Origin of the sequence: Kribbella sp. NBC_01245, from assembly GCF_036226525.1 — a bacterium.
GTDB lineage: Bacteria > Actinomycetota > Actinomycetes > Propionibacteriales > Kribbellaceae > Kribbella.
Map to the genome: position 1 here is coordinate 16,775 of NZ_CP108487.1, position 24,838 is coordinate 41,612.

A 24,838-nucleotide genomic window follows, 5' to 3' on the forward strand; every position below is an offset into this window, starting at 1 on the left:
GTCAGGATGAACCCTTCCCCTGAACCCCCTGGATGATCCGTGCGCCGCCGCCTGCCCTTTGCCATTGCCTCTGTGTTAGCGCTATCCCTCTCCCTGACCGGCTGTTTTTCCGGTGAAGGAACGACGACCGGTGCGGCTGGTGAGGGCCGGATCAAGCTCGCGATGCTGCAGCCGCCGCGGTCCGGTCTCTCGCCTTTCAGCGATGACGCGTTCAAGCTCTCGCGCTGGTCCACCGCCGAGACCCTGGTCAATCTCGACGCGAACGGCGACGCCCAGCCCGGGCTCGCGACCGCGTGGAAGCGCACTTCGGGCCAGAGCTGGGAGTTCGCCATCCGCGGGGGAGTGACGTTCCACGACGGCACCGAACTCACTGCGAAGGCGGTCGTCAACACCCTCACGCGCGCCACTAAGGCCTCGCCCAAACCACGCATCCTGGACGGCGTCGAACTGACCGTGAAGGCCCAGGGCGACAAGGTGCTCGTCACTACTGCTGACCCGGATCCGCTGGTTCCGCAGCGCTTGTCGTCGCCGCAGCTGGCCATACTCGCCGAGAGCGCGTACGGCGCTAACGCCAAGGTCAATCCCGTCGGCACCGGCAGTGGGCCCTACAAGCTCGTGAAGGTGAACGGGACGACTACGGCCGCCCTCGACCGCTACGACGGCTACTGGGGGAAGAAGGCGGCAGCGGCCGGTATCGACGTCTCCTTCGTCCCGGACGGCACAGCGCGCGCCGCAGCCATCCGTAGCGGCAGTGCCCACATCGCCGAGGCAGTACCGGTCTCGCAGGCAGCTCTGCTCGACGCGAATACGATCACCGAAGTCCCGATGCCGCGCACCAACACCCTTTACCTGAACGCGAAATCCGGTCCGTTCAAGAACGCCGGTCTGCGGGCGGCGGCCCGCACTGCGATCAACGCCGAGGAGATCGTCAAGGGCGTGTACGAGGGCCGGGCCGACGTCGCCAAGGGACTCCTCGGACCCGCGCTGCCCTGGGCCGCCGAGAACCGCAAGGAGCTGACAGGTCGTACGCCGGCCGCGAATCCGGCGGGCACGACGATCACCCTCGCCACCTTCTCCGACCGGGCCGAACTGCCCGAGGTCGCGTCGGTCTTGCAGCAGCAGCTCCAGAAGGCCGGGTTCAAGGTGAACCAGGTCGTCCGGGAGTACGCGCATATCGAGGAGGACGCGCTCGCCGGCAAGTTCGACGCGTTCATCCTGTCCCGGGCGACCGTGCTCGACTCGGGCGACCCGGTGGCGTACCTGCAGTCTGACTTCAGCTGTGCGGGCACTTTCAACATCGCCCAGCTCTGCGACCCGAACGTCGACCGAGCCATCCGTACGGCGAGTGCCACCGAGCCGGGCGATCCGCGCCGCGCCGCGATCATGGCCGCCGAGGCCGCCGTACTGCGGACCGACGCTGCGATCCCGATGCTGCACGAGCGGGTCATCCAGTGTGACGCGACCTCCGTGATCGACTCGGCCAAGGACCCGCGCGAGCGGATCCTGATCACGGCCGACACCAAGCTCAAGTGAGGGCCGGCGCGCTGCTGTCCCGCGTCGGCGCGCTGGTGGTGGTCCTCGGCGTGATCGGCTTGCTGCCCTGGTTGTCGGGGCGTGATCCGGCGCTGTCGATCCTGCGCGCCCGCTCGGCCGAGCAGGAACCGACCGCGGAAGCGCTGGACGCCATCCGCCGGGAGCTCGGCCTGGGCGCGGGCCCGGTGTCGGCGCTCGGCGACTGGCTCGGCGGGGTGGTTCGGGGCGACTTGGGCCGTTCGTGGGTCAACGGCTCCGAGGTGTTGCCGTCTGTGCTCTCGGGTCTCAGCGTTTCGCTGACTTTGATGGGTGCGGCGCTGGTGGTCGCGCTCCTGCTCACGGTCGCACTCTGTACGCCGACGCTTGTGCGGGGTGCGAGGGGCACGCTGCGCGGCAACGCGAGCACGGGCGGCCCGGCGGCGGCGCTCGCGGCATTGCCGGAATTTCTCCTGGCGACGTTGTTTTTACTGGCGCTATCCGTGTGGCTCGGCTGGTTCCCGCCGTACGGCTGGCAGGGTCCGCAACACCTGGTCCTTCCTGCGCTGGCGTTGGGGATTCCGGCAGGCGGCATCCTTGGGCGGCTAGTGGATGACGCGTTGCCGGCCGTCTTCGAGGAGCGCTGGGTCGGCCTATGGCGATCCTCAGGCTGTACGCCGGGCGTGATCGCGCGAGCCGCGTTGCGCCGGGCAATGCCGCCAGTGCTGCCGCAGTTCGGCATGGTCGCGGTTGGCCTCACTGGCGGCGCTGTCGCGGTGGAGACGGTGTTCGCAGTTCCCGGCATCGGCCGTACGGCGTTGGGCTCTGCCGAGTCGCAGGACTTGCCGCTACTCCAGGGATCAGTGCTCGTTCTGGTACTTCTCGGCCTCACGGCAGGCGTACTCGTCGGCGGCGCGCGTCGTCGCATGCTCGGGCCCGGCCTCCGTGACGCCGCACTGTCGCTACCAGCGCGCACAACCGGCACAGTCGGAATAGCGAATCGCGTAGTGCCAGTGGTCAGCGCTGTCGTCCTTGCCGTCGTAATCGGTTGGGGCCTGCTACTCGAACCACTGCAGCTCGACACCGTCGCCCGCCTCGCGTCGCCGAGCTGGGGCCATCCGCTCGGCACCGACTCGCTCGGCCGCGACGTACTCGCGCGTGTGGGGCATGGCGCTGTGCCGACGTTGGGAGCGGCCGTGCTGGTTTGCGTTTGCTCGTACGTCGTTGCGATGGTCATCGGTTTCGCGCCGAGCCTTGCTGCCGGAGTCGCCGAGACCGCGAACGCCGTACCGCCAGTGATCGCGGGCATTCTCGTCGCGGCGGCGATCGGGCCCGGGACCGTGGGCGCGTCAATCGCGGTCGCCGCCGTCTCCTGGCCGCCGCTTGCCTCGCATGCTGCCGCCTTGGTTCAAGAGGCTCGCGCCGCGATGCACCTCAGCGCCCAGCGGGCCATTGGTTCGTCGCCGTTCTGGATCCTGACTCGGCACGTGCTCCCGGCGATCGCGGGCCCGGTCGCGCGGCATGCGGTGTTGCGGCTGCCCGGTATTGCTCTGGCGCTCGCGGCCTTGGGGTTCCTCGGGCTTGGCGCCCAACCGCCTGCTCCGGAGTGGGGGTTGATGCTGGCCGAGTCGCTTCCGTACGTCGAGCGCGCGCCATGGGCCGCGTTGGCGCCGGCGGCGCTGCTGCTACTCCTTGCGGCACTCGCTGTCTCTCTATCCACTCTGCCCGTCCGGCGCGTCTCGATTGGGGTGTCACGCGATGTCTGAGGTTTTGCTTCAGGTGCGCGATCTCCGCATCAGCGTGTCCGGCCTTGACGTCGTACGCGGGCTGTCGCTGGAGGTGGCTGCGGGGGAGATGCTTGCGGTCGTAGGCGAATCGGGCGCTGGGAAGTCGGTGACCGCGCGGGCCGTGCTCGGGCTGTTGCCCGCCGGGATGCGCGTCACCGGCAGCGTGCGCCTCGACGGTACGGAACTGGTTGGTGCTCCGCAGAGCGCTTATCGGGGGTTGCGTGGTCGCCGGATGGCGTTCATCCCGCAGGACGCGTTGTCCGTATTGAGTCCGGTCCACACCATCGGTGATCAACTCGCGCTCGCCATTCGCTCGGTCCAAAGTTTGAGCCGCAAGACTGCTCGGGAGGTCGCGGTGGCGGCGCTCGACCGCGTCGGCATCCCGGACGCTGCTCGGCGTGCCCGGGCGTACCCGCACGAGTTTTCTGGCGGAATGCGTCAGCGCGCGGTCATCGCGATGGCGACCGTCAACGACCCGGCGCTGGTCATCGCGGACGAGCCGACCACCGCGCTCGACCCGACGGTCCAGGCCCGGATCCTTGGCCTGCTGGACGAATTGCGCGCGCAATCCGGTACGGCGGTCATGCTCGTAACGCACGACCTCGCCGTTGCGGCCGCGCACGCCGATCGGATCCTGGTGATGTACGCCGGACGACATGTCCAGTCCGGACCGGTCGGCCAGGTGCTGGCAGACCCGCGTGCGCCGTACACCGCGGGCCTCATCGCCTCCCTGCCACCCTCTCGCTCGACCGATAGGCGGCTGCCGGCGATCGGGGGCACGCCCGCGACTCCCGGTTCGTTGCCGCCAGGATGTGCCTTCGCGCCGCGCTGCCCGGCCGCGACCGACGACTGCGTGGTCGAAACCCCCGCACCTCGTGAGATCGCGCCGGGCCATCTCGTCTCGTGCCATCGGATCGACGAGCTGCCACGACGTACGACGGACTTGTTCGAGGGGATCGCCGGATGATCGCGCCACTGCTCGACGTACGGGACCTCACTGTCAGGTATCCGTCACGCGGCCGACGGACATCATCCGTCCTCGCGGTGGACGGAGTTTCGTTCAGCGTACAGGCGGGCGAAACCCTTGCGCTGGTTGGCGAATCGGGCTCGGGCAAATCCAGCACCGCCGCGGCCATCCTGATGTTGCGCCGGCCCGAAGGCGGGTCGGTTCGGTTCGAGGGCCGCGAACTCACCGACCTCGACGAGCGGGACCTGCGCGCCGTACGGCCAGGGCTGCAACCCGTCTTCCAGGATCCGTACGGTTCGCTCAGCCCACGGCGGACGGCGTACGACTCGGTGGCGGAACCGCTTCGCGTGCAAGGCCGGTGGGATCCGGTGACCGGGCCGGCCCGAGTGACCGAACTCCTCGATCTCGTCCAGCTCGATCGTGGCGTTGCCGAGCGGATGCCGCACGAGTTGTCCGGTGGGCAGTGCCAACGGGTCGGCATCGCGCGCGCCCTCGCCAGTGAGCCGCGGCTGCTGGTGCTCGACGAACCGGTGTCCGCGCTCGACCCGTCCGTGCGGGCAGGCGTGATCAACCTGCTGACCGACTTGCAGGACGAGCTCGGGCTGGCGCAGTTGCTGATTTGCCACGATCTGGCGTTGGTACGGCACGTCGCGCACCGGGTCGCCGTACTGCAGCACGGCCGGATCGTCGAGCAGGGATCGGCTCGCCAGGTGTGCGATGAGCCGAGTCATTCGCATACGCGCGAGCTGCTCGCATCCGTGGTTGACATCAACCTTTGTTGAGGTTGTTGGCTTGGCGCATCAACTCACGATCAGAGGGATGTGAACGATATGCGCGCGGCTGTGGTGACGAAGTTCGGTGGACCCGAGGTGATCGAGACCCAGGATCGGCCCGAGCCGGTGGCGGGACCGGGTGAGCTGGTCATCGAGGTGGTGGCGGCGGACGTGATCTTCGTGGAGACGCAGATCCGGGCTGGTCTGCATGGCGAATTCTTCAACGTCGAGCCGCCGTACGTGCCGGGTAGTTCGGTCGGCGGCACTGTGCTCTCGGTCGGCGAGGGCGTCGACGAAGGGTGGATCGGTAAGCCGGTGATCGGGCGGCACGAAGGGTTCGGGGCGCACGCCGAGCGCGCCGTGCTGCCGGCGGCGGGTGTGACCGAGGTGCCGGAAGGGCTTTGGATGACCGAGGCGGTGGCGGGGTTCGGGGACGGGTGGACGGCGATGGTCGCGTTCGGCAATTCGGGTATCAAGCCCAGCGACTCGGTGTTGATCACGGCCGCGGCGGGCGGCATGGGCGTACTGCTGATTCAGCTGGCCAAGGCGGCCGGTGCGACCGTGATCGCGGCCGCTCGTGGTCGGACCAAGCTCGACCTGGTCAAGGAGCAGGGTGCGGATTTCGCGATCGACTACTCCGAGCCGGGCTGGCAGAAGAAGGTGCTGGACGCCACTGGCGGCAAGGGCGTCGAGGTCGCGTTCGAGGGCGCCGGTGGGGAGATCGGCGCGCAGGCGTTCGAGGCGGTCGCGACCGGCGGCTGGATCTCGGCGCATGGCGCACCGAGTGGTGGTTTCGCCGAGATCGACCCGGCCGAGGCGGCGCGCCGGGGGATCACGGTGAACGGTATCGCCGAGCTGCACGCCACGATCGGTAAGACCGACGAACTGGCAGCGCATGTTCTGAACGCCATCGCGGCCGGCCGGTTGAAGCCGGTGATCGATCGGACCTTCGGGCTGGACGAGGTACGTGCGGCGCATGAGGCGATCGAGGCGCGTTCCTTGCTGGGCAAGGCTTTGATCGTGCCTTGATCAGCTCGCCGGCGCCGCGGTGATGATCATGTTGCGGCCGGAGCGTTTGGCGGTCAGCAACGCGTTGTCGGCGGCGACGATCAGTTGATCGGTCGTCGTCGCCACCTCGGGATACACCGCGATCCCGATCGACGCGGGCACGCCGTTGATCACCTCACCGCCGTCGGCGACCGGCACCACCAGCGCGGCGAGCGCCAGCCGGACGCGCTCGGCGATCTCCATCAGCTCGACGCCATCCGTATTCGGCAGCAGCACGGCCAGCTCGTCACCACCGATCCGGGCCACCAGATCGCCCTCGCGAACCTCCGAGCGCAGGCAGTCCGCGACGGCTCGCAACGTCCGGTCGCCGACGGGATGCCCGAACTCGTCGTTGATCCGTTTGAAGTGATCCAGGTCGAGCAGCAACAGCCCGACGGTATTGCGCAGCAGATCGGCCCGGGCCAACTCGGCCGGTAACGCCACGGCCCAATGCGCCGGGGTGGCGAGGCCCGTCTTCACGTCGACCCCGGCCGCCTGTCTGAACTGTGGCAGCAGCAGATCCCGATGCAGCGCGAGCACCGTGACCATCACCACCGGCACGACCCACGGGTACGACGATTGGACCGCCGCGACCGCCACCCCGAGGCCGAGCCCGGCCAGTACGACGACTTGGTTCGACATGTCGCCCGCGGCGGCCCGGTACGTCGTACCGCTGGAGAGCACGATCGCGTGCACGATCAGGGCGAAGTTGACCGCCCACCACAACGCGACGGCGCCGAGCACGACGAGCAGCGAGCTCCACCCGGTCGGCAGGCGTGGCACCTCGGTCAGTCCGCCCAGGCGCAGCACCGCGAACGCGGCGGCACTCGCGAGCACGAACGTCGCGGCGGAGAAGACCTTGCGGAAGATGACCCCATGGCTGAAGCCGCGGATCGACACATAGGTATAAGCCAGGACCGCGAGCGCGATGGCCAGGGACAGCGGTAGGAGTAGTAGGCCGGCGAAGACCCAGAGACTCTTCAGATCGGTATAAGCCGTGCTCTCTTTGCGATGCCGGACGCGCTCGATTCCGCTGGCGAACTCCAGGTGCAGCACACTCGCGATCGCGAGCATCGCGAACGCCGGCCAGTCGATCTGCCAGTGCGGATGCGGGCGCAACCAGGTGACGTACGTCGTCAGGGCCGCGACGCCGAGCGCGAGCAGGTCCACGGCGAGCACGTAGAACAGCGCGCGCCGCGGCAATGACCAGATCGCCCAGTCGCCGATCGCCATCCGCCCGCCCCTCACTTGAACAAGTGACTGCATGCTAACGGGCAGTGGGGACACAATTCGGAAACTGTCGGTGGGGCCGGATAGCGTTCGTAGTGCCAGGGGCGGCTCTTGGGTGCGCTTCCTTCTCCTTCCAAGGCAAGTAGCGTGCCCGCTCTCCGCCCCTGGCACTCGTTTTCCGTTCGTGGTGCGTCCGTGAGGAGGTGGGGATGCAGGTCGACTTGGCGGTGCTGTTGTTGCGCCGGAACTGGGTGGTCGCGGTGGATTTGCTCACGCCCTCGGTCCGACGCCCACGGATTTCCTGGCGCCGTCGACGGTTCCGGGACGCGCAGGACGGGATGCTCGCGCTGGAGGCCGAGTTGATCCAGCGCGGCCTGCTGCCGTCGGCGCGATTCCATCAGTACGGCGCGGGTCTGCCGCCGGAAACCCTTGCCCAGTTGGGGAAACAGCTGCTCGCGATGATCGACGCCGAGCTCGGAGGGGCGGCGGATCATGTGCCGTTGTTCCGTGGTTTCCCCGACACGATTCCGGACGACACCGAGCAGCTGTACGTCGATCGCGTGTTCGCCCGGCTGATGCAAGAGCCCGAGCAGCCATGCGTGCTGTGCGGCGAGGAGCGCACGGTCTTCCCGGTGTCGCCGTGCGCCCATCTCGTCTGTGCGAACTGCTGGGATGGTGCCGACTACAGCGCCTGCCCGCTCTGCCATCGCCGGATCGATCCCGACGATCCGTTTTTGCAGCTTCCTGCAACCGAACCGACGCGCCCGAGCCGTACGGCGAAACCGGTCGAGCGGTTGCGTCTGCTCACGCTCAGCACCTCGTCACACGAGCTCGCGGCGTCGTCGGCGACGGCGCTGGCCCAGCGGCAGACCCCGTTGTCCGCGCGCGATCGTGCGGACCTCGTGGTGCTGATCGATGCGCTGCCTGACGCGGATTGGGTGCCGGCCTCGATCCCGGTGCGGGAGACGCGCGCGATCGTGCTCGCCCGGCTCATGTCCGAGCAGTTGCTGGACGATCATCTCGAGACCGCGACCGATGTCCTTCGATTGTTGTACGTGTTGATGGGCGCGGATCCGGGTCTGCAGGTCCCGCCCGCGCGACGCCGTTCGCTTCCACGCGCCACTCGCCGGATGCTGTTGGCCGCGCTGGACCGGATGCCGCCGCTGCTCGTCACCGAGGACGTGCTGCGTCATCGCGAGGCGTGGAAACGGATGGCCGAAGCGCTGCACCCGTTCGAGTTCGGCGGCCGGTATCCGGTGGCCGCGCTGGCGTTCGCGGTGTTGCGGCAGACTCGGCTCGATGCTGGTACGGCGTTGGGGCGTGCCGTGCTGAGCGAGGCCGTGCGGTTCGGGGAGTTCCGGGTGGAGGGCGGGCGGGTCCGGCTCAGCACCTTCGCGACCCGGGTCGAGGCCGCCTTCGCCGCGAGCCGTCCGGTCCAGGCGCTCGCCGTGCTGCGCGAGCGTCCGGGGGAGTTGGCCCGCCGGGTCGTTCACCTGGCGCGCACGCTGCCGCCGGATAGTCGTGGCGCCTTGGTCGAGGCGTTGACGGTCGCCGTCTCGGACGCGTCACCCGCGGTCCTCCTCGCCGTACTCGGCCAGCTTCGTACTGCGCCGGAGGGCATCCGCCTGTTCTTCCCGCGCGGTGGTTCGGCCCGGGCCTGGGCCGAGCCGGATTACCGCGAGCCGCTGCCGGGGGAGTTGGCTCTTGCGCTCGCCGACGTACTGACCACCGAGTTGCTCCGCCGCGCCTCGGCTCTACCGCGGCTGGACCGGGTGTTCCTCGACGAGGCCCTGGCGGATTTGGCCGCGCCCGGGTCGGAGCGCGGCGCCTCTTCGAGCCTGGTGCGGATGACGCGTGGCAGTGCGCAAACCGTGCCGAAGGATGACCTGCTGCGGTTGTTCCTGCACTGGGTCGAGCCCGGGGGGACGCGCGTCGATCTCGATCTGTCGGTCGCGGTGTTCGACGAGCAGTGGGACTTCCTCGGTCTTTGCGATTACACGAATCTCCGGTTCGAGGACGAGGCCGCCGTGCATTCGGGCGATCTGACCTCGGCGCCGGTGCCGCTCGGTGCGTCGGAGTTCGTCGATTTGGATCTCGAGCTGCTTCGTTCGATCGGCGCGCGGCATGTGATGCCCGTTGTCTTCAGCTACAACAGCGTTCCGTTCGACAAGCTGGTGACGGGATTCGCCGGCGTGATGCGACGGCCGAACGGGCTGTTCGACCCGGGCGCCGTCGAGCAGCGGTTCGAGCTGAGCGGGCCGGCGAAGATCCTGCTGCCGTTCGCCGTCGACCTCTGGTCCCGCCGCCTCAGGTGGTACGACCTGAACCTCAGCGCCGCCGGCTTCACCCACCAGATCGCGGGCTACGCCGGCCAACTCGCCCGCCTCGGCGACGCAATGGAAGAGGTCTACGCAAGTGGTCACCGCGTCAGCTTGTGGGAGCTCTGCTGCTGGCACGCTGCTGCGCGGACGAATGACGTCGTCGTGCGGTGTACCGACGAGTCCGTCGTTCGCTACACCCGCGCTGTTGGTGAGGACCTGGCCGCTTTCGCGCAACGCATCATCACGCGCCGCGAACCCGACCGCCACCTAACTCCCGGCACCGACGCCGCCAAAACCGCAGGTTTGGTGGCGGTAGTAGTCGGCGACGTCGAACCCCCTCCATCCGCCAGCGTCTACGCCCTCTACCCCCGCTCCCTAGACGCCAACCACGTCACCCTCATCGACCCCGCCCACCTACTAGCGCAGCTCACCCCAGACGCCCGCGCCCGCGTAACCAGCTAGCCGCCCCCTAGGCGACATCGGCCACCTGCGACCGTCCGCCCGCATCCCATCTCTTGCGTTGATTCGTCTGCATCCGCTCGCCCCTCCCCGCGGCGGATCAGACGTACGGCAACGTAGGCGGGCGGATTCGGACGAATCAACGCTAATCGCCTGCCAGGTATGGAGTTCGGGCCGGGTCTTTTGGTGGGCACCCGTCCCCATGAAGTCTTGCGAATTGTCAGGTGGACCCGGCCCGCGTCAAGGGCTCCATCGGCTACCGCCGACGCTAACGCGCCCTTGACGCGGCCCGGGTCCAACCAAAGGCAGCGGGCTATCAGGGGGACGGGTGAGGTCTGCCCGTTTGCTCCGCGCCTTCCCATTCACAGATGGCGAGTGGTGCCATTCCCGATACCCGGGTGGTGCCGTTCCCGGCTGGCGTGTGCAGTCCGCGGATGGCGGGGTGGTGCCGTTCCCGGCTGGTGGACGTGCAGTCCTCGGATGGCCGGGTACTGCCGCTCTCGACTGGCGAGTTGTCGCGGAATGCTCTCGCCTGGCCAGGCGCTAGCTTGCCACCGTCCGGTCGGGTTACCACCTCGGATTCCGGGGTGGTAACCCACCTCGCGGATGGCCGGCCACTCCCAGCACCCAACACTCCCGCGCCGACGCGACCGGTTATCGCCCCATTCCGAGGGTCGACCTGCGGAACGGGGGGTGGACTCGCCAAATTTGCCAGGTCGACTCCCCATTCCGCAGGTCGACCCTCGGAATTGGAGGCGCACATCCGCACTTGGACGGGCGCTTCTCCCAACTCGGAGCAGCGCCTCCCGATTCGGCGCCGCGTCGCCCGTTGTCGCGGAGCGCGTACCGATTTGGGCGTGGCGTCGCGCGTTGTCGCGGAGCGCGTACCGATTTGGGCGTGGCGTCGCGCGTTGTCGCGGAGCGCGTACCGATTTGGGCGTGGCGTCGCGCGTTGTCGCGGAGCGCGTCCCGATTTGGGCGTGGCGTCGCGCGTTGTCGCGGAGCGCGTCCCGATTTGGGCGTGGCGTCGCGCGTTGTCGCGGAGCACCTACCGATTTGGGCGTGGCGTCGCGCGTTGTCGCGGAGCACCTACCGATTTGGGCGCGGCGTCGCCCGTTGTCGCGGAGCGTCTCCCGATTTGAAGGGTTAACCGCCGGGGTGATGGGTTCACCCCCGCGATCGGAGGGGTTAACCCGGGATCTTGGGGTTAACGTCGGAGATTCTGGGTTCCGGGCCGGTTATGTGGCACCGGAACCCAGGAGATCAGGGGATAACGCACGATTTGCGACGCCAAACCTCCCGCGAAGGCTGGCGCGGTCATCTTCCTGAGCGGACTGGACGTTTCTCGGCCGAAAACGTCCAGTCCGCTCGGGAAGAAGCGCCTGCGGCATTCGAGGCGGGTCGAGTTGTCAGAATGCGGCCGGGCGTCGTCTTTGTGAGTCGGTTGGACGGTTCCGTGGCCGAAAAACGTCAGGTCCGCTCGCAAAGATGGCTCGCTACAGGGCCGGTTAGCGGGTGGTGAGGCGGATTACGGGGTATTGGCGGGCGGACTTGCTTTGGTACTTCGCGATGCGGGGTTGCGCGCGGCGATGCGTGCCCAAGCCTGCTCGCGGTCGGGGCCGTGAAGGCGGTGTGGTGTGACGGGCACGACGGCGCGGCCGGGGAGCTCGATCGACACCCGCTCCGGGTGTGCCAGCAGGTTGGCGTGCCAGTCCGGGTGTTGGCTGCTGCCGCCTGATGCGACGAGTAGCCAGGAGTTCTCGCCGTCGGGGAGCCACGCGACCGGCGTCTCCCGTGGCTGCGCGCTTTGGCGGCCCACCGTGTGCAGGACCAGGACGTCCATGCCCATGAACTCGCCGCGGCCGGCTCGGACTTTGCGGTTCATCCGGGCGTTCATCTTCTGCTGCATCCACCGTGAGAACGCCCCGGGTGTACCGGGTTTGCATGCCTGCTTGTTCTGCGTCACACCTCTCCTCCAGCCAATCGAATGCCAGTCGAATGCCGTCGAATGCCCTAGGCCCCCTGCTGGATCCGCACCATGTTTCCCGAGGGGTCGCGGAAGGCGGAGTCGATCGGTCCCCATGGCCGTTTGATGGGCTCCTGCAGTACCTCGGCGCCGGATGCCGCCACCCGCTCGAAGGTCGTGTCGAGATCGTCGGTGCTGAAGACGATCATCGGCAGGGCGCCCTTGCTGAGCAGCTCTTGCAAGGCGTCGCCGTCCTCCTGGGAACGTCCGGTGTGCGGTTGCGAGAGCACGTATTCGAGGCCGGGCTGAGTCGGTCCGCCGAGGGTGATCCAGCGGTTCACGCCGGACCCGACGTCCTTGAGTACTTTCAGACCGAGCGCGTCGCGGTAGAAGCCGAGCGACTCGTCCAGATCGTTGACGGTGATGCAGCACTGCAGCGCGATGGTCATGGCGGTAACGCTATGGAGCGGCGGCTCGGCTCGCTTCTCGATTCCTGATCAGTCTGGTGAGCTGTGTGAGGTCGGGCGAAAACTGTCCGTGGGGGGCCGTAGAGTCTGACGAGCGACGGCACACCAGCTTGGAGGATCAAGTGAGCAGGTTTTTCACCAAGGCGGCTGCGGCCGCCATCGTGATGGCGAGCGCGCTGGTGGCCGCCGCCTGTTCGGCGGGTTCAGGTACGTCGCCGAGCGCGTCGCCTGGGGCCGGCGGCCGAGCGCTGGCCGTTGGTCTGGTCGCGGAGCCCGCGAGTCTGGACTTCACCACCACGGATGGCGCGGCCATACCGCAGGCGCTGCTCGGCAACGTCTACAACGGCCTGGTCAAACAGGACGACAGCGGCAAGATCGTGCCGGACCTGGCCAAGTCGTGGACCGTCTCGCCCGATCGTAAGACGTACACGTTCACCCTGGTGGACAACGCGAAGTTCACGAACGGCGCGCCCTTCACCGCGGCCGACGCCGTCTTCAGCATCAACCGGGTCAAGTCGTCGTGGACCACCTCGCTGAAGGCCGCGATGGACGTCGTGCAGGAGGCGACCGAGGTCTCGCCGACCCAGCTCAAGGTGGTGCTCGGTGCCCCGAGCAACGACTGGCTGTTCCGGATGACGACCCGGATCGGCGCGATGTTCAGCCAGACCGGCGTGGACAAACTCGCGACGGACCCGGTCGGCACCGGGCCGTACCGGTTGGGCACGTGGCAGCGCGGTGACTCGATCACCCTGCGCCGCAACGACGACTACTGGGGCACCAAGCCGTTCTTCGACCAGGTCACCCTGAAGTATTTCAAGGATCCGACCGCGCTGAACAACGCGCTCCTGACCGGCACGATCAACATCATCAGTACGGTCCAGGCGCCGGAGTCGCTCGGCCAGTTCACCAGCAACGCGAAATTCCAGGTGATCGAGGGTACGACGAACGGCGAGGTGGTGTTGTCGTTCAACAACTCCAAACCCGCCTTCAAGGACAAACGGTTCCGCCAGGCCATTCGGCACGCGATCGACCACAAAGCCCTGCTGGAGACCTGTTTCGCCGGCCGCGGCAAGCTCATCGGCAGTATGGTGCCGCCGACCGATCCCTGGTTCGAGGATCTCAGCGCCGCGACCCCGTTCGACCGCGCCAAGGCGAAGTCGTTGCTGCAGGCAAGTGGTTCGGCCGGTGCCTCGCTGCGATTGCGGCTGCCGACCCTGCCGTATGCGACGTCCTGCGGCCAGGTGGTGAAGAGCCAGCTCGAGCAGATCGGCCTGAAGGTCAAGATCGACCAGTTGGAGTTCCCGGCGGCCTGGCTGACGACCGTCTTCAAGAACGCCGACTACGACCTGTCGATTATCTCGCACGTGGAGCCGCGTGACCTCGGAGCCGTCTTCGGCAACCCGGCCTACTACACCCGTTATGGCACGCCGCAGTTGAAGGCGTTGCTCGCGGAGGCCGATGCAGGTGACGAGCAGACGCAGCTGGCAAAGATGAAGGAGGCCGCGCGTCTGCTGTCCGACGAGGCCGCCGCGGACTGGCTGTTCCTGCTGCCGAGCCTGATCGTGGCCGACAAGAACATCACCGGCATCCCGGCGAACGCGATCACCGAGCAGTTCGACCTGTCCCGCCTGGCGCGCTCATGACCAAGGCCCCCGCCCGGGCGCTGCGGTCGGCCAAGAAGGACAAGAAGGACAAGAAGGACAAGAAGGACCAGTCATGCTGCTGAGGTTGATCGGCCGTTTCGCGGTGCTGGCCGCGAGTCTGGTCGTCAGTTCGGTGCTGGTGTTCGCGTTCATGGCGGTGCTGCCCGGCGACCCCGCCCGGGTGGCACTCGGCGTGAACGCGTCACCCGAGGCGATCGCACAACTCAGGCAGCAGTTCGGGCTCGACCGGCCGCTCACCACGCAGTACGTCGACTGGGCGAGCGGGCTGGTGCGCGGCGACTTCGGTACGTCGTACGTGAGTAAGGTGGCGATCGGCCCGCAGGTGGCAGACCGCCTGCAAGTGACGGCGTGGCTGGTGGTCACGGCGATGGTGATCGCGCTCGTGCTCGCGGTCCCGGCCGGCACGGTGATGGCTGCCCGGCATCGCAAGTTGTCCGGGTTGTTCCTCTCGGCGCTTTCGCAGGTCGGTGTCGCGGTGCCGGCGTTCCTCGCGGGCATTCTGCTGATCGTCGTGTTCGCGGTTCGGCTCGGCTGGTTGCCCGCCAACGGGTGGACGCCGCCCGTCGTCGACCCGGTGATGTTCGCCAAACAGTTGGCCTTGCCGGCGTTGTCCCTTGGCCTCGTGCAAGGCGCGGTCCTGACGAGGTATGTGCGTAGTGCCGTGCTCGACGTACTGCGCGAGGACTATCTACGGACGGCGCGGGCCAAGGGGTTGAGGCCGTTCAAGGCGCTCTGGCGGCATGGGCTGCGTAATGCGGCCGTGCCCGTTGTGACCGTGTTGGGTCTGCAACTCACGACTCTGCTGATCGGGGCCGTCGTGGTTGAGCGGGTCTTCGTCATCCCGGGCCTTGGTTCGTTGTTGCTCGACGGGGTGTCCAATCGGGATCTGCTGCTGGTGCAAGGCGTGGTGATGTTGCTCGTGATGGCGGTCCTCGTTGTGAACTTCCTGGTCGACCTGCTCTACCTGGCGATCGACCCGCGCCTTCGCGGAGGCGCGCGATGACGGAGTGGCTTGGGCTGAGGGGAAGCGCGACGACTCGCCGCCGGCTGAACCCAGGACTGGTTGTCGGAGCCGTGGTGGTCGGCCTCATCGTCGTACTGGCCGTGTTGTCGTTCGCCTGGACGCCGTACGACCCGACCCTAGTGGATCCGGCCGTGCGTTTGGCGAAACCGTCGGCCGCGCACTGGTTCGGCACGGACAAGTTCGGCCGGGATGTGCTCAGTCAGATCATGGTCGGCGCCCGCACCACCTTGTACGTCGGGATCGTGTCCGTCGGAGTCGCCGCGTTCATCGGCGTACCACTCGGCATCCTCGCCGCGATGAGCCGGCCGTGGCGCAGCGAGTTGATCATGCGTTCCAACGACCTCTTGCTGGCCTTTCCGGCACTGCTGCTGGCCATCATGTTCGGCGCGGTCTTCGGCGCGAGTACGTGGACGGCGATGGTCGCGATCGGCATCGCCACCGTGCCCAGTTTCGCCCGCGTGATCCGCAGCGGCGCCCTGCAAGTGATGCGCACGGAGTACGTACTCGCGGCAAGGGCCGCCGGCCGCAAACCGTTCGCCATCGCAATCCGGCACGTCCTGCCGAACGTGACCAGCCTGATCACCGTGCAGGCCTCGGTCGCGTTCGCCATTGCCGTACTGGCCGAGGCCGCGCTGTCCTTCCTCGGTTATGGCACGCCGCCGCCGACACCTTCATGGGGCCGCATGCTGCAGGAGAGCCAGGAGCTGCTGTTCGGCGCACCAAGGCTCGCGGTCTTCCCAGGAGTCGCGATCGCCTTGGCCGTGCTCGGGTTCAACCTGCTCGGCGACGGGTTGCGTGACCGGTTCGACCCGAAGCTGGAGGACCGCCGATGACCGACGTACCGACGATGACCGACGTACCGACGGTGAGTGACGTGCTGACGGTGAGCGGGTTGACGGTCTCGGTGCGGGACAAGGCGCTCGTGCAGGACGTCGCGCTGACGGTCGGCCGTGGCGAGCGCGTCGGCCTGATCGGCGAGTCCGGCTCGGGTAAATCCCTCACCGCGTTGAGCATGCTCGGTCTGCTGCCCGAGGACGTCGTCGCGACCGGATCCGTCCGCCTCGACGGCATCGGGCATGACCTGATCGCCGCGGGGGAGCGCCGCCTGTCGAAGGTGCGCGGACGGCAGATCGCGATGGTCTTCCAGGAGCCGATGACCGCGCTCAACCCCACGATGCGGGTCGGCGATCAGGTGGCCGAGGCGATGCTGATCCACCGGACCAAACGGGGTCGCCGTGCCGCCCGGGCCGCCGCCAAAGCGCTGCTCGAGCGGGTGCAACTGGGCGGGACGATGAAGACGTACCCGCATCAGCTTTCCGGGGGCCAACGGCAACGGGTCGTGCTAGCCATCGCCCTGGCGAACGACCCGGCCCTGCTGGTCTGCGACGAACCGACCACCGCCCTCGACGTGACCGTGCAAGCGATGGTGCTCGACCTGATCGTGCAAGGCGTGACCGCTCGGGAGTCCGCCCTGCTCTTCATCACGCACGACCTGGCGGTGGTCGCGACCGTCTGCCAGCGAGTCCTCGTGATGTACGGCGGCCGCGTGGTCGAGTCGGGCCCGGTCGACGAGGTGTTCACCAAGCCACGCCATCGGTACACCCAAGGCTTGCTGGCGGCGTCCGACCTCGACTCGGCGGACCACCTGCTGACGACGATCCCGGGCAATGTCCCCGCGGCCGGGACGCTCCCGAGCGGCTGCGTCTTCCGGAACCGCTGCGCCTTCGCAACCTCTCAGTGTGAGGAGCTGCCCGAGTGGACCGGGTCGCAGGAGCGTGGGTTCGCCTGCTTCCACCCGGCCGGGAGTGAGGTTGCCGATGTCTGAGCCGTTGATCAAGCTGTCGAACGTCGTCCGCTCCTACAAGCGCCCACGGACGTCACTCTTCAAGCCGGCCCCAGTGGTGAAAGCGGTGCGCGGCGTCAGCCTGGAGATCAAGGCAGGCGAGCGGTTCGGCATCGTCGGCGAATCCGGCTGCGGCAAATCCACCCTGCTACGCCTGCTCGCCGGGCTCGACCGGCCGGACTCGGGCCAGATCGTTGTCGACGGCACCGAGATTTCCCGCCTGCCTGAGCGACGCCTCGGCTTCCTCCGCGAAGACCTGCAGATGGTCTTCCAGGATCCGATGAGCTCGCTCGATCCACGCATGCGCGTCCGCGACATCATCGCCGAACCACTCGTCGTCCAAGGCCACAAAGCCTCCGGCGAACGCGTCCGCGAGCTACTCGAAGCCGTCGGCCTGTCGCCCGATGCCGGTGGTCGTTATCCCCACCAGTTCTCTGGCGGCCAGCGGCAGCGCATCTCGATCGCCCGCGCCCTCGCGCCGCGCCCGCGCATCCTCGTCGCGGACGAGCCGGTCAGCGCGCTCGACGTTTCGGTCCGGGCCCAAGTGCTGAACCTCATCACCGAACTGGTCGATTCCCTCGACCTCACCCTGATCTTCGTCTCGCACGACCTGTCCGTCGTCCGCCACGTGTGCGACCGGGTGGCGGTGATGCACGCGGGCGAGGTGGTCGAGACCGGCACCACCGGCGAGGTCTACACCGCCCCACGCCATCAGTACACGCGACGCCTGGTCTCGGCCATCCCAACCCTGCAACGCGCCCTCGCCGGAGCAACCACAGCCGACCTGATCCAGCGGGAGAAACGATGATCTCCTTCGAGCCTCCGTATCCACCCGGCCTGCCGATCGGCGACTCCTGGGTCCACCTACCAACGACTGCGCCCGTGGTCTTCCCGTACGACGGCCAGGTGGTCGCCGCGGTGCCGCTCGCCGACGCGCCGTTGGCCGAGCGGGCGATCGACGAGGCCGTTGCCGTGCGCAACGAAGTGGCGGGACTGCCGTCCCACGTCCGCCGGGCCGCGCTGCAATCCGTCTACGAGTCGGTGCGGTCGGAGCGGGCTGCGTTCGAGGAGCTGCTGGTCCTGGAGACCGGCAAGCCTCTGATCGACTGCCGGGTGGAGGTCGATCGGACCCTGCTGACGCTGCAGACCTCGGCGGAGGAGGTGGCGCGCCTCCACGGTGAGACCGTGCCGCTGGATCTGCTGCCGAGTGGTGACGGGCTGATCGGGTTCTGGGTGCGGAAGCCGATCGGCGTGGTGGTCGGGATCGCCGGGTTCAACTACCCGCTGCTGCTCGCCACGCACAAGGTCGCGCCGGCTCTGGCCGCGGGCTGTCCGGTGATCGTGAAACCCGCTCCGCAAACGCCGCTCGCAACGTTGTGGCTGGTCCATCTTTTCCGCGAGGCGCTGGCTGATGCGGGCGGGCCGCGGGCGGCGGTTCAACTCGTCACGGGTGGGGTGGATGTCGGCTCGACGTTGACCAAGAGCCGTCGCATTGGTGCGGTCTCGTTCACGGGATCGGCCGCGGTCGGTCACCAGATCGCTCGTGATGCGGCGCCGACGAAGGTGTTGTTGGAGCTCGGGTCCAACTCGGCCCTGGTCGTCGCGGCCGACGCCGATCTCGACGCGGCGGCTTCCGCGGTGATCCGCGGCGGGTACTACGCATCAGGTCAGGCCTGCATCAGCGTCCAACGGCTGATCGTGGTGGAGGAGGTTCGTGAGGCCTTCCTGGCAAAGCTTTTGCCGCTGCTCGAGCAGGTGGCGGTGGGCGATCCGAGGGACGAGCGCACGCGTGTCTCCGCATTGATCGACGCCCGCGCGACCGAACGAGTCCGCGAGGTGGTCGCCCGCGCGGTGGCCGCTGGCGCGACCGTCGCGGATGACCCGGCCGCCGAGCTTGTTGCTGACGGCATCGTGCGGCCGACGGTGTTGCTCGATACCCCGGCGGACCAGCCCGCCTGGGACGAGGAGATCTTCGCGCCGATCGTCCAGCTCCGCTCGGCTCCCGATATCACCAAAGCCTTCGAGATGGTGAACGACTCGCGCTACGGCCTGCAGGCGAGCGTCTTCACGTCCTCCCTCGAGACGGCCTTCGCCGCGATCGACCAACTCGAGGTCGGGGGAGTGGTCGTGAACGAAGTGCCCGGATTCCGCTCCGACGTGATGCCCTACGGCGGCGTGAAGGACTCGGGCGCCGGCCGGGAAGGCCCGCGCTTCGCGATCGAGGAGCTCACCGTCACCCGCATGGCCGTCATTCGCCCAAACCCCGGGAGGTCCCGATGAGTCTGGACTATGGCCGGTTGTTCCGCCTCGACGGCAAGACCGCGCTGGTGGTCGGGGCCGGCAGCGGAATCGGCCGCGAAGCCGCGTTGGCGCTCGCAGCCCACGGCGCCACGGTCATCTGTGCCGACCGCGACCTCCCCGCTGCTGCCGACACCGCGTCGGCTGCGGATGGCCTCACGTCGTACGGGCTGGATGTGTTGGACACCGAGGCGGTCGAGCGCGCCGTACGGGACCTCCCCGACGTCGACGTGCTCGTCTTCACCGCGGCGACAAACGTGCGCAAACGGATGGTCGACTACACCGCCGGCGAGTTCGACCGGGTCGTCGCGCTGAACCTGCGCGCCTCGTTCGAGCTGATCCGGCTCTTCGGCGCCTCGATGGCCGAGCGCGGTGGCGGCAGCATCATCGGTTTCAGCTCCATCCGCGGTACGACGGTCGAGGCCGGGCAGTCGGTGTACGCCGCGACCAAGGCCGGCTTGGTCCAGCTGTTGCGTACGGCGGCCGCCGAGTTCGGCCCCAACGGCGTACGCGCAAACGCCATCGCACCAGGCGTCGTCGAAACCCCGCTCACCGCCCAGATCAAAGCCGACCCCGCCTGGTACGACGCCTACGCGCGCAAAGGCGCCCTCGGCAGATGGGCCACACCCGATGAACTCGCGGGCGCCGTCGTCTACCTCGCCTCGGACGCCTCCACCTTCGTCACGGGCAGTGTCCTAGCGGTCGACGGAGGGTGGACAGCCGTCGATGGACGGTTCGACCCACCTAATTAGAGCCTCGGTTAATGTCGAGACATGACTGAGCTCGCCGATCTGACTGCCGTCGACCTGGTGGCCGGCTACCGCGACAAGTCGATCTCACCGATCGAGGTGCTCGACTCGGTGCTCAAACGGGTCGACGCCCTGGAGCCCGCGTTGTGCGCGACGTACGCGCTCGATCCCGAAGGCGCACGTGCCGCGGCCACGCTCTCGCAACAGCGCTGGCAGGACGGCAAACCGGCCGGACCGCTCGACGGCGTACCCGTGACGGTCAAGGAGAACATCGCCACCACCGGCACGCCCGTCCCGCAGGGCACCGCGGCCACTCCGTTGCTCCCGGCAACCACTGATGCGCCCGCCGCCGCCCTCCTGCGGGCGAGTGGTGCGGTCATCTTCAGCAAGACGACCATGCCGGAGTACGGGATGCTCTCGTCCGGCGTCTCGACCTTCCACGAGCTCACGCGCAACCCGTGGGACCTCAGCCGTACGCCGGGTGGCTCGAGCGCGGGTGCCGGTGCTGCCGCCGCGGCGGGATACGGGCCGCTGCACCTCGGCACGGATATCGGCGGCTCGATCCGCCTACCGGCCGGGTGGTGTGGCGTGATCGGCCTCAAACCGACACACGGCCGCGTCCCGGTCGGCGTGCCGTACCCGGGTCGCGCGATCGGCCCGATCACCCGTACGGCGGCCGACGCCGGGTTGCTGCTCTCGGTCATTTCCGGGTACGACCGCCGCGACCACACGTCGTACCCCTCATCAGGCGAGACCTTCCCCGGCCCACTCGACCTGGCAGGCCTGCGGATCGGGCTACTACTCGATGCCGGTCTGGGCCTACCCGTCGAACCAGAGGTCGCCACGGCCGTCCGTACGGCGGCTTCGCTCCTGGAGAAGGCCGGCGCCATCGTCACCGAGATCGCGCCGATCATCGGCCGCGAGATGCTCGACGGGCTCGACCGGTTCTGGCGCATCCGCAGCGCGTCCGACCTCCAGGCCCTACCACCCGAACGCCGCGCCTTGGTCCTGCCCGAGATCCGCGCCTGGGCCGACTCGGCCGCGGGCCTGACCGGGCAGGACGTGTTCCACGGGTTCAGCCAGATGGGGGAGATGGCGCTCGCGGTCGACCGGGCCTTCGCGTCGTACGACTTCCTGGTCTCGCCGGTCGCCCCGATCACGGCCTTCCCGGCAGAACTGGCCTATCCAACCGACGACCCGCTCAAGCCGTTCGAGCACATCGCCTTCACCGTGCCGTACAACATGTCGGGCCACCCGGCCGTATCGGTCAACTGCGGCTACTCCGGCGAGGGCCTGCCTATCGGCCTACAGATCGCCGGGCCGCGTTTTGCCGACATGCGCGTCCTGGGGCTAGCTGCAGCCCTTGAGCGGCTAGTGGTTCGCCGCCCGTGGCCTCAGTACTTGCCGTAGACAGAGACGAGTGTGCCGATAGGGGTCTCGTCGAAGATCTCATGGATGTCTGGACGCCAGACGCGGACACAGCTGTGACTGGCCGGGTACGTGTGGACTAGGTAGTTGTTGCGCGAGCCGTGCAGAGCGATGCCCGGACGGTGCTTGAGGAAGTAGATCGAGTCGTACATGTACGCGTCGGGGTAGAGGCTGCTCTCGTGCTTGCCGGCCCACTTGCGCCAGACCTTGCCGGTGCCGTTGGGGGTGTCGTAGCCGGGTGCACCGGACGAAACCCACACGATCCGCTTGTAGGTCTTACCGGTGATCTGGAACAGCACCTGGCACGTCTTGTTGACGTAGATGCCGGGGGCGCGCGTAGGGATCGGGCGGGCGCTGGTGCCGAGAATCGAGTCGATGTCGTCCTGGGTGAGCGGGCCGCGGGTGATCGGCAGACCGACCGTCTCGCGCCACGCGCACAGGGCCTGGCGGGCGCGCTTGGTGATCTTGCCGTCGACGGTGCCGACGGGGTAGCCGAAGGACTCCAGCTTTCGCTCCACCTGCAACGCCTTCGACGCCGGCTTCGGCTTGTCGCCGGGACCGGGTTTATTCGTGGGCTTGCTCGTGGGCTTGGTCGTCGGGGTCGTGCTTGGCGTCGGAGTCGCGCTGGGCGTTGGGGTGACCGGTGTGGCCGTGGCCGTCGTGCTCAGGTCGCCGCTGCGGGTTGGCTCAGGGGTTGGCGTGGCGCTGGGCGTCGTACTGGTTGTCCTGCTAGGTGACGTCGGCGTGGAGCCGGCGGGCGGGGAGGCCTCGACATCGGAACATCCGGTCAGCACCAGGACCGTGGCGAACAAGAGCACAACCCCCGCGTGACCGCGTCGTCTCGACACCGATACCCCTCTCCGTAGGCGTACAGCCTCCCAGAGTCACGGTCCACAGACGCGCAACGCCGCAGCGTTTTCTTGCACTTGCTTCTCAATCGCCGAACCCTGCTCGTGACGCGATCTGGCTATGCTCGCGAGGTAAGGCTATTCGCGACCGATCGAGGCGACTCTGATGACCGAGCCCGAAGTTCTCCGGCTCCCCGCTGTCCGGCTACCCGCCGAATCCGACCTGGCACCGCTGGCGCTGGCCAGCCTCCGCATCACCGAGCTCAAACGGCTCGCGGAATGGGGCCAGGGCCGTGCTGTTATTGCCCAAGGCGAGCTCAATCCCGCCGACGTGGAGATCGGAGCCAAGGAGCTCGAGGTCAGCCAGGCCGAGCTCCTGGTCGGCTGGGCCGTGGCCCTCGATACCGAACTCCTCACCCTGCAAGGCGATAAGGCCGTCGCCGGACCGGCGCTGGCCGCGCTCGACCAGGGCTCCGACCAGGACAAGCTCGACGTCTGGGCCGATCTGGTCGACTGGGACATCGAGACGGCGTTCCCGGCGGACGAGCCGTCCGAGGCGCTGCCGCTACTGCTGATGATGCTGCACCTCGAGCCGGTCGTCTCGTTCGACGACCTCGTCGGTACGGCGATGGAGCTCGACGAATCGGGCGGCGAGGACGCCGCCGAAAGCGTTTCGTACCTGATCAGCCGTCTCCTCGACCTCGGCGCCATCGTGACCGACGGCGAGCTGTTCCAGTCGACGCCGCTCGGGCAGTTCGGCCTGAGCTGCTGGTTCGGCAGTGTCGGTATCGACGCGCCCGTCATCACCGATCTCGCGGACGCGGGCCCGGTCCAGGTGATGGAAATGGCTCAGGTCATCGAGGACGACGCCGAGCGTGAGGAGTTCGTCCACGAGTGGATCGCGGCCGTCGGCCCGGCGACCGCCGCCGACGAACTCGTCACCCTCGCCGCCACCGGGACGCCGGACGACCGTTCGAGCGCTTTCGCGATGCTGCAACGCGTAGGCGCGCCCGCCGAGGACGCCGTACGCGCCAAACTCGACGACCCGTCCGTCCGCCCGCACGCCATCAACTGGCTCGTCGAGGCAGGTCTGTCCGCTCCCGAGCTGACGCCCGCCGAATCCAGCTGGCTCTTCGCCGACATGCTCGTCGCCGTACTCGGCCCCGACGACGAATCCCAACGCGAAGCCGCCGCCGAACTCGGTTTCGAAGACCCACGCAGCCTCGACCACATCGCCGGCCTAGCCGACACCACCCACCCCGCGGCCGCCGACGTCCTCCAAGCCCTGGCCACCCACCACCCCGACCCCGCCGTCGTCAAAGCCGCCCGCAAAGCCACTATGCAATCCCGCTCGCTCTAAACGCCAACGCCCGTACGACGCGGAGTCTTGCGTCGTACGGGCGGTCGGGTATTACCAGGCGTAGTCCTCGGGGGCCGGCTTGTGGCCCGGGAAGATCTCGTCGAGGCGGGCGAGTGCCTTGTCGTCGAGGTGGAGGTCCAGGGCGCGGATGCCGGCTTCGAGCTGCTCCAGCGTGCGCGGGCCGACGATCGGGGCCGTGACGGCCGGCTGGGCCAGCAACCAGGCGAGGGCGACGTCGCCGGGCTCGTGCCCGAGCTCCGCCGCGAAGTCCTCGTAGGCCTCGATCTGCGGACGGAGGGCGTCGACCGCTTCCTTGGAACGACCCTCAAGACGCCGTACGCCCTCGTAGTCCTTGCGGATGATGCCGCCGAGCAGACCACCGTTGAGCGGGGACCACGGGATGATGCCGAGGCCGTACGACTGGGCTGCGGGAATCACCTCTAGCTCGATCTCGCGCTTGAGCAGGTTGTAGATCGACTGCTCGCTCACGAGGCCGGTGTAGTTGCGCCGGGCTGCGACTTCCTGAGCCTGGGCGATGTGCCAGCCGGCGAAGTTGCTGCTACCGGCGTACAGGATCTTGCCCTGCTGTACGGCGACCTCCATCGCCTGCCAGATCTCGTCCCAGGGAGTAGCCCGGTCGACGTGGTGGAACTGGTAGAGGTCGATGTAGTCCGTCTGAAGTCGTTTGAGGCTCGCGTCCAACGCACGGCGGATGTTGAGCGCGGAGAGCTTGGCGTCGTTCGGACGGTCCGTCATGTCGCCGTAGACCTTGGTGGCGAGCACTGTCTTCTCACGCCGCTCGCCGCCCTGCGCGAACCACCGGCCGATGATCTCCTCAGTAGCGCCCTTGCCCTTGTCACGGCCGTACACGTTCGCAGTGTCGAAGAAGTTGATGCCGTTGTCGTGCGCGGCGTCCATGATCGTGAACGAGTCCTGCTCAGGCGTGACAGGCCCGAAGTTCATGGTGCCGAGGCACAAGCGGCTTACGGTGAGGCCGGTCCGGCCGAGATGCGTGTAATCCATACAGTCCAACCTCCGTCACAGCGGCTGAGATGTCCAACAGGAGAATCATCTAGGTTTGAGCCGCCCCGGCGTGTC

Annotated in this window: 21 protein-coding genes; 16 read left to right on the top strand and 5 right to left on the bottom strand. The window is 68.0% G+C overall.

Features of this window, described 5'->3' with window-relative positions:
• The first annotated feature begins 72 nt into the window (after window positions 1-72).
• The 5 genes from OG394_RS00055 to OG394_RS00075 are packed head-to-tail and all read left to right on the top strand — an operon-like array spanning window position 73 to window position 6,065.
• Window positions 73-1,533 carry an ABC transporter substrate-binding protein gene (locus OG394_RS00055; RefSeq protein ID WP_328992605.1) on the top strand — a complete coding sequence of 487 codons (1,461 nt, stop codon included), beginning with the start codon at window positions 73-75 and terminating at the stop codon, window positions 1,531-1,533.
• On the top strand, window positions 1,530-3,275 hold the full coding sequence (locus tag OG394_RS00060; RefSeq protein WP_328992606.1) for an ABC transporter permease subunit: 1,746 nt from the start codon (window positions 1,530-1,532) through the stop codon (window positions 3,273-3,275). The genes OG394_RS00055 and OG394_RS00060 overlap by 4 nt, the downstream gene beginning before the upstream one ends.
• Window positions 3,268-4,263, top strand: coding sequence for an ABC transporter ATP-binding protein (locus tag OG394_RS00065; protein ID WP_328992607.1), 996 nt, complete (start codon window positions 3,268-3,270; stop codon window positions 4,261-4,263). Before OG394_RS00060 ends, OG394_RS00065 begins: the two co-directional genes overlap by 8 nt.
• Window positions 4,260-5,045, top strand: coding sequence for an ATP-binding cassette domain-containing protein (locus tag OG394_RS00070; RefSeq protein ID WP_328992609.1), 786 nt, complete (start codon window positions 4,260-4,262; stop codon window positions 5,043-5,045). The genes OG394_RS00065 and OG394_RS00070 overlap by 4 nt, the downstream gene beginning before the upstream one ends.
• Window positions 5,046-5,093: 48 nt before the next feature.
• Window positions 5,094-6,065: a zinc-binding dehydrogenase gene (locus tag OG394_RS00075; protein ID WP_328992610.1), complete on the top strand. Its 972-nt coding sequence runs from the start codon at window positions 5,094-5,096 to the stop codon at window positions 6,063-6,065.
• Here OG394_RS00075 and OG394_RS00080 read toward each other — a convergent pair whose 3' ends face one another.
• Window positions 6,066-7,316, bottom strand: a complete 1,251-nt coding sequence (locus OG394_RS00080) for a GGDEF domain-containing protein (protein WP_328992611.1) — start codon at window positions 7,314-7,316, stop codon at window positions 6,066-6,068.
• A gap of 206 nt (window positions 7,317-7,522) precedes the next feature.
• Here OG394_RS00080 and OG394_RS00085 point away from each other — a divergent pair, with 206 nt between their 5' ends.
• Window positions 7,523-10,096 (top strand): MXAN_6230/SCO0854 family RING domain-containing protein, encoded by a 2,574-nt coding sequence (locus tag OG394_RS00085; RefSeq protein WP_328992612.1) that lies wholly within the window; start codon window positions 7,523-7,525, stop codon window positions 10,094-10,096.
• Window positions 10,097-11,621: 1,525 nt separating this feature from the next.
• Here OG394_RS00085 and OG394_RS00090 read toward each other — a convergent pair.
• On the bottom strand, window positions 11,622-12,002 hold the full coding sequence (locus OG394_RS00090; protein WP_328992613.1) for a nitroreductase family deazaflavin-dependent oxidoreductase: 381 nt from the start codon (window positions 12,000-12,002) through the stop codon (window positions 11,622-11,624).
• 104 nt (window positions 12,003-12,106) lie between these two features.
• Window positions 12,107-12,508 carry a VOC family protein gene (locus OG394_RS00095; protein WP_328992614.1) on the bottom strand — a complete coding sequence of 134 codons (402 nt, stop codon included), beginning with the start codon at window positions 12,506-12,508 and terminating at the stop codon, window positions 12,107-12,109.
• 140 nt (window positions 12,509-12,648) lie between these two features.
• Here OG394_RS00095 and OG394_RS00100 point away from each other — a divergent pair, with 140 nt between their 5' ends.
• The 8 genes from OG394_RS00100 to OG394_RS00135 all read left to right on the top strand — a co-directional run bounded on the left by OG394_RS00100 (window position 12,649) and on the right by OG394_RS00135 (window position 21,514).
• On the top strand, window positions 12,649-14,169 hold the full coding sequence (locus OG394_RS00100; RefSeq protein ID WP_328992615.1) for an ABC transporter substrate-binding protein: 1,521 nt from the start codon (window positions 12,649-12,651) through the stop codon (window positions 14,167-14,169).
• A gap of 73 nt (window positions 14,170-14,242) precedes the next feature.
• A complete protein-coding gene (locus OG394_RS00105) occupies window positions 14,243-15,193 on the top strand; it encodes an ABC transporter permease (RefSeq protein WP_328992616.1) in 951 nt (316 codons plus the stop codon).
• Window positions 15,190-16,047, top strand: a complete 858-nt coding sequence (locus OG394_RS00110) for an ABC transporter permease (protein ID WP_328992617.1) — start codon at window positions 15,190-15,192, stop codon at window positions 16,045-16,047. The genes OG394_RS00105 and OG394_RS00110 overlap by 4 nt, the downstream gene beginning before the upstream one ends.
• Entirely contained in the window at window positions 16,044-17,039 is a 996-nt protein-coding gene (locus OG394_RS00115) for an ABC transporter ATP-binding protein (RefSeq protein WP_328992618.1), read from the top strand. Before OG394_RS00110 ends, OG394_RS00115 begins: the two co-directional genes overlap by 4 nt.
• Window positions 17,032-17,865: an ATP-binding cassette domain-containing protein gene (locus tag OG394_RS00120; RefSeq protein ID WP_328992619.1), complete on the top strand. Its 834-nt coding sequence runs from the start codon at window positions 17,032-17,034 to the stop codon at window positions 17,863-17,865. Before OG394_RS00115 ends, OG394_RS00120 begins: the two co-directional genes overlap by 8 nt.
• The gene (locus tag OG394_RS00125) at window positions 17,862-19,337 is read left to right on the top strand and encodes an aldehyde dehydrogenase family protein (RefSeq protein WP_328992620.1); all 1,476 of its coding nucleotides are present in this window, start codon (window positions 17,862-17,864) and stop codon (window positions 19,335-19,337) included. Before OG394_RS00120 ends, OG394_RS00125 begins: the two co-directional genes overlap by 4 nt.
• A complete protein-coding gene (locus OG394_RS00130; RefSeq protein WP_328992621.1) occupies window positions 19,334-20,107 on the top strand; it encodes an SDR family NAD(P)-dependent oxidoreductase in 774 nt (257 codons plus the stop codon). The genes OG394_RS00125 and OG394_RS00130 overlap by 4 nt, the downstream gene beginning before the upstream one ends.
• 21 nt (window positions 20,108-20,128) lie before the next feature.
• Complete coding sequence (locus tag OG394_RS00135; RefSeq protein WP_328992622.1) at window positions 20,129-21,514, top strand: amidase; 1,386 nt, start codon at window positions 20,129-20,131, stop codon at window positions 21,512-21,514.
• On the opposite strand, the gene OG394_RS00140 is transcribed toward OG394_RS00135, so the two are convergent.
• Window positions 21,499-22,050 carry a L,D-transpeptidase gene (locus OG394_RS00140; protein ID WP_328992624.1) on the bottom strand — a complete coding sequence of 184 codons (552 nt, stop codon included), beginning with the start codon at window positions 22,048-22,050 and terminating at the stop codon, window positions 21,499-21,501. The genes OG394_RS00135 and OG394_RS00140 overlap by 16 nt on opposite strands.
• Window positions 22,051-22,102: 52 nt before the next feature.
• Here OG394_RS00140 and OG394_RS00145 point away from each other — a divergent pair, with 52 nt between their 5' ends.
• Window positions 22,103-22,363: a hypothetical protein gene (locus OG394_RS00145; protein ID WP_328992625.1), complete on the top strand. Its 261-nt coding sequence runs from the start codon at window positions 22,103-22,105 to the stop codon at window positions 22,361-22,363.
• A 183-nt stretch (window positions 22,364-22,546) separates the two neighbouring features.
• Window positions 22,547-23,740 (top strand): hypothetical protein, encoded by a 1,194-nt coding sequence (locus tag OG394_RS00150; protein ID WP_328992626.1) that lies wholly within the window; start codon window positions 22,547-22,549, stop codon window positions 23,738-23,740.
• A gap of 51 nt (window positions 23,741-23,791) precedes the next feature.
• On the opposite strand, the gene OG394_RS00155 is transcribed toward OG394_RS00150, so the two are convergent.
• On the bottom strand, window positions 23,792-24,763 hold the full coding sequence (locus OG394_RS00155; RefSeq protein WP_328992627.1) for an aldo/keto reductase: 972 nt from the start codon (window positions 24,761-24,763) through the stop codon (window positions 23,792-23,794).
• Window positions 24,764-24,838: the final 75 nt, after the last annotated feature.

Excerpts from the sequence above, each read along its gene's own strand:
- OG394_RS00155 (WP_328992627.1), bottom strand. The coding sequence starts at position 24,763 with ATGGATTACACGCATCTCGGCCGGACCGGCCTCACCGTAAGCCGCTTG.
- OG394_RS00105 (WP_328992616.1), top strand. The coding sequence starts at position 14,243 with ATGCTGCTGAGGTTGATCGGCCGTTTCGCGGTGCTGGCCGCGAGTCTG.
- OG394_RS00090 (WP_328992613.1), bottom strand. The coding sequence starts at position 12,002 with ATGCAGCAGAAGATGAACGCCCGGATGAACCGCAAAGTCCGAGCCGGC.
- OG394_RS00080 (WP_328992611.1), bottom strand. The coding sequence starts at position 7,316 with ATGGCGATCGGCGACTGGGCGATCTGGTCATTGCCGCGGCGCGCGCTG.
- OG394_RS00120 (WP_328992619.1), top strand. The coding sequence starts at position 17,032 with ATGTCTGAGCCGTTGATCAAGCTGTCGAACGTCGTCCGCTCCTACAAG.
- OG394_RS00135 (WP_328992622.1), top strand. The coding sequence starts at position 20,129 with ATGACTGAGCTCGCCGATCTGACTGCCGTCGACCTGGTGGCCGGCTAC.
- OG394_RS00065 (WP_328992607.1), top strand. The coding sequence starts at position 3,268 with ATGTCTGAGGTTTTGCTTCAGGTGCGCGATCTCCGCATCAGCGTGTCC.
- OG394_RS00075 (WP_328992610.1), top strand. The coding sequence starts at position 5,094 with ATGCGCGCGGCTGTGGTGACGAAGTTCGGTGGACCCGAGGTGATCGAG.
- OG394_RS00095 (WP_328992614.1), bottom strand. The coding sequence starts at position 12,508 with ATGACCATCGCGCTGCAGTGCTGCATCACCGTCAACGATCTGGACGAG.
- OG394_RS00115 (WP_328992618.1), top strand. The coding sequence starts at position 16,044 with ATGACCGACGTACCGACGATGACCGACGTACCGACGGTGAGTGACGTG.
- OG394_RS00110 (WP_328992617.1), top strand. The coding sequence starts at position 15,190 with ATGACGGAGTGGCTTGGGCTGAGGGGAAGCGCGACGACTCGCCGCCGG.
- OG394_RS00150 (WP_328992626.1), top strand. The coding sequence starts at position 22,547 with ATGACCGAGCCCGAAGTTCTCCGGCTCCCCGCTGTCCGGCTACCCGCC.
- OG394_RS00125 (WP_328992620.1), top strand. The coding sequence starts at position 17,862 with ATGATCTCCTTCGAGCCTCCGTATCCACCCGGCCTGCCGATCGGCGAC.
- OG394_RS00070 (WP_328992609.1), top strand. The coding sequence starts at position 4,260 with ATGATCGCGCCACTGCTCGACGTACGGGACCTCACTGTCAGGTATCCG.
- OG394_RS00085 (WP_328992612.1), top strand. The coding sequence starts at position 7,523 with ATGCAGGTCGACTTGGCGGTGCTGTTGTTGCGCCGGAACTGGGTGGTC.
- OG394_RS00130 (WP_328992621.1), top strand. The coding sequence starts at position 19,334 with ATGAGTCTGGACTATGGCCGGTTGTTCCGCCTCGACGGCAAGACCGCG.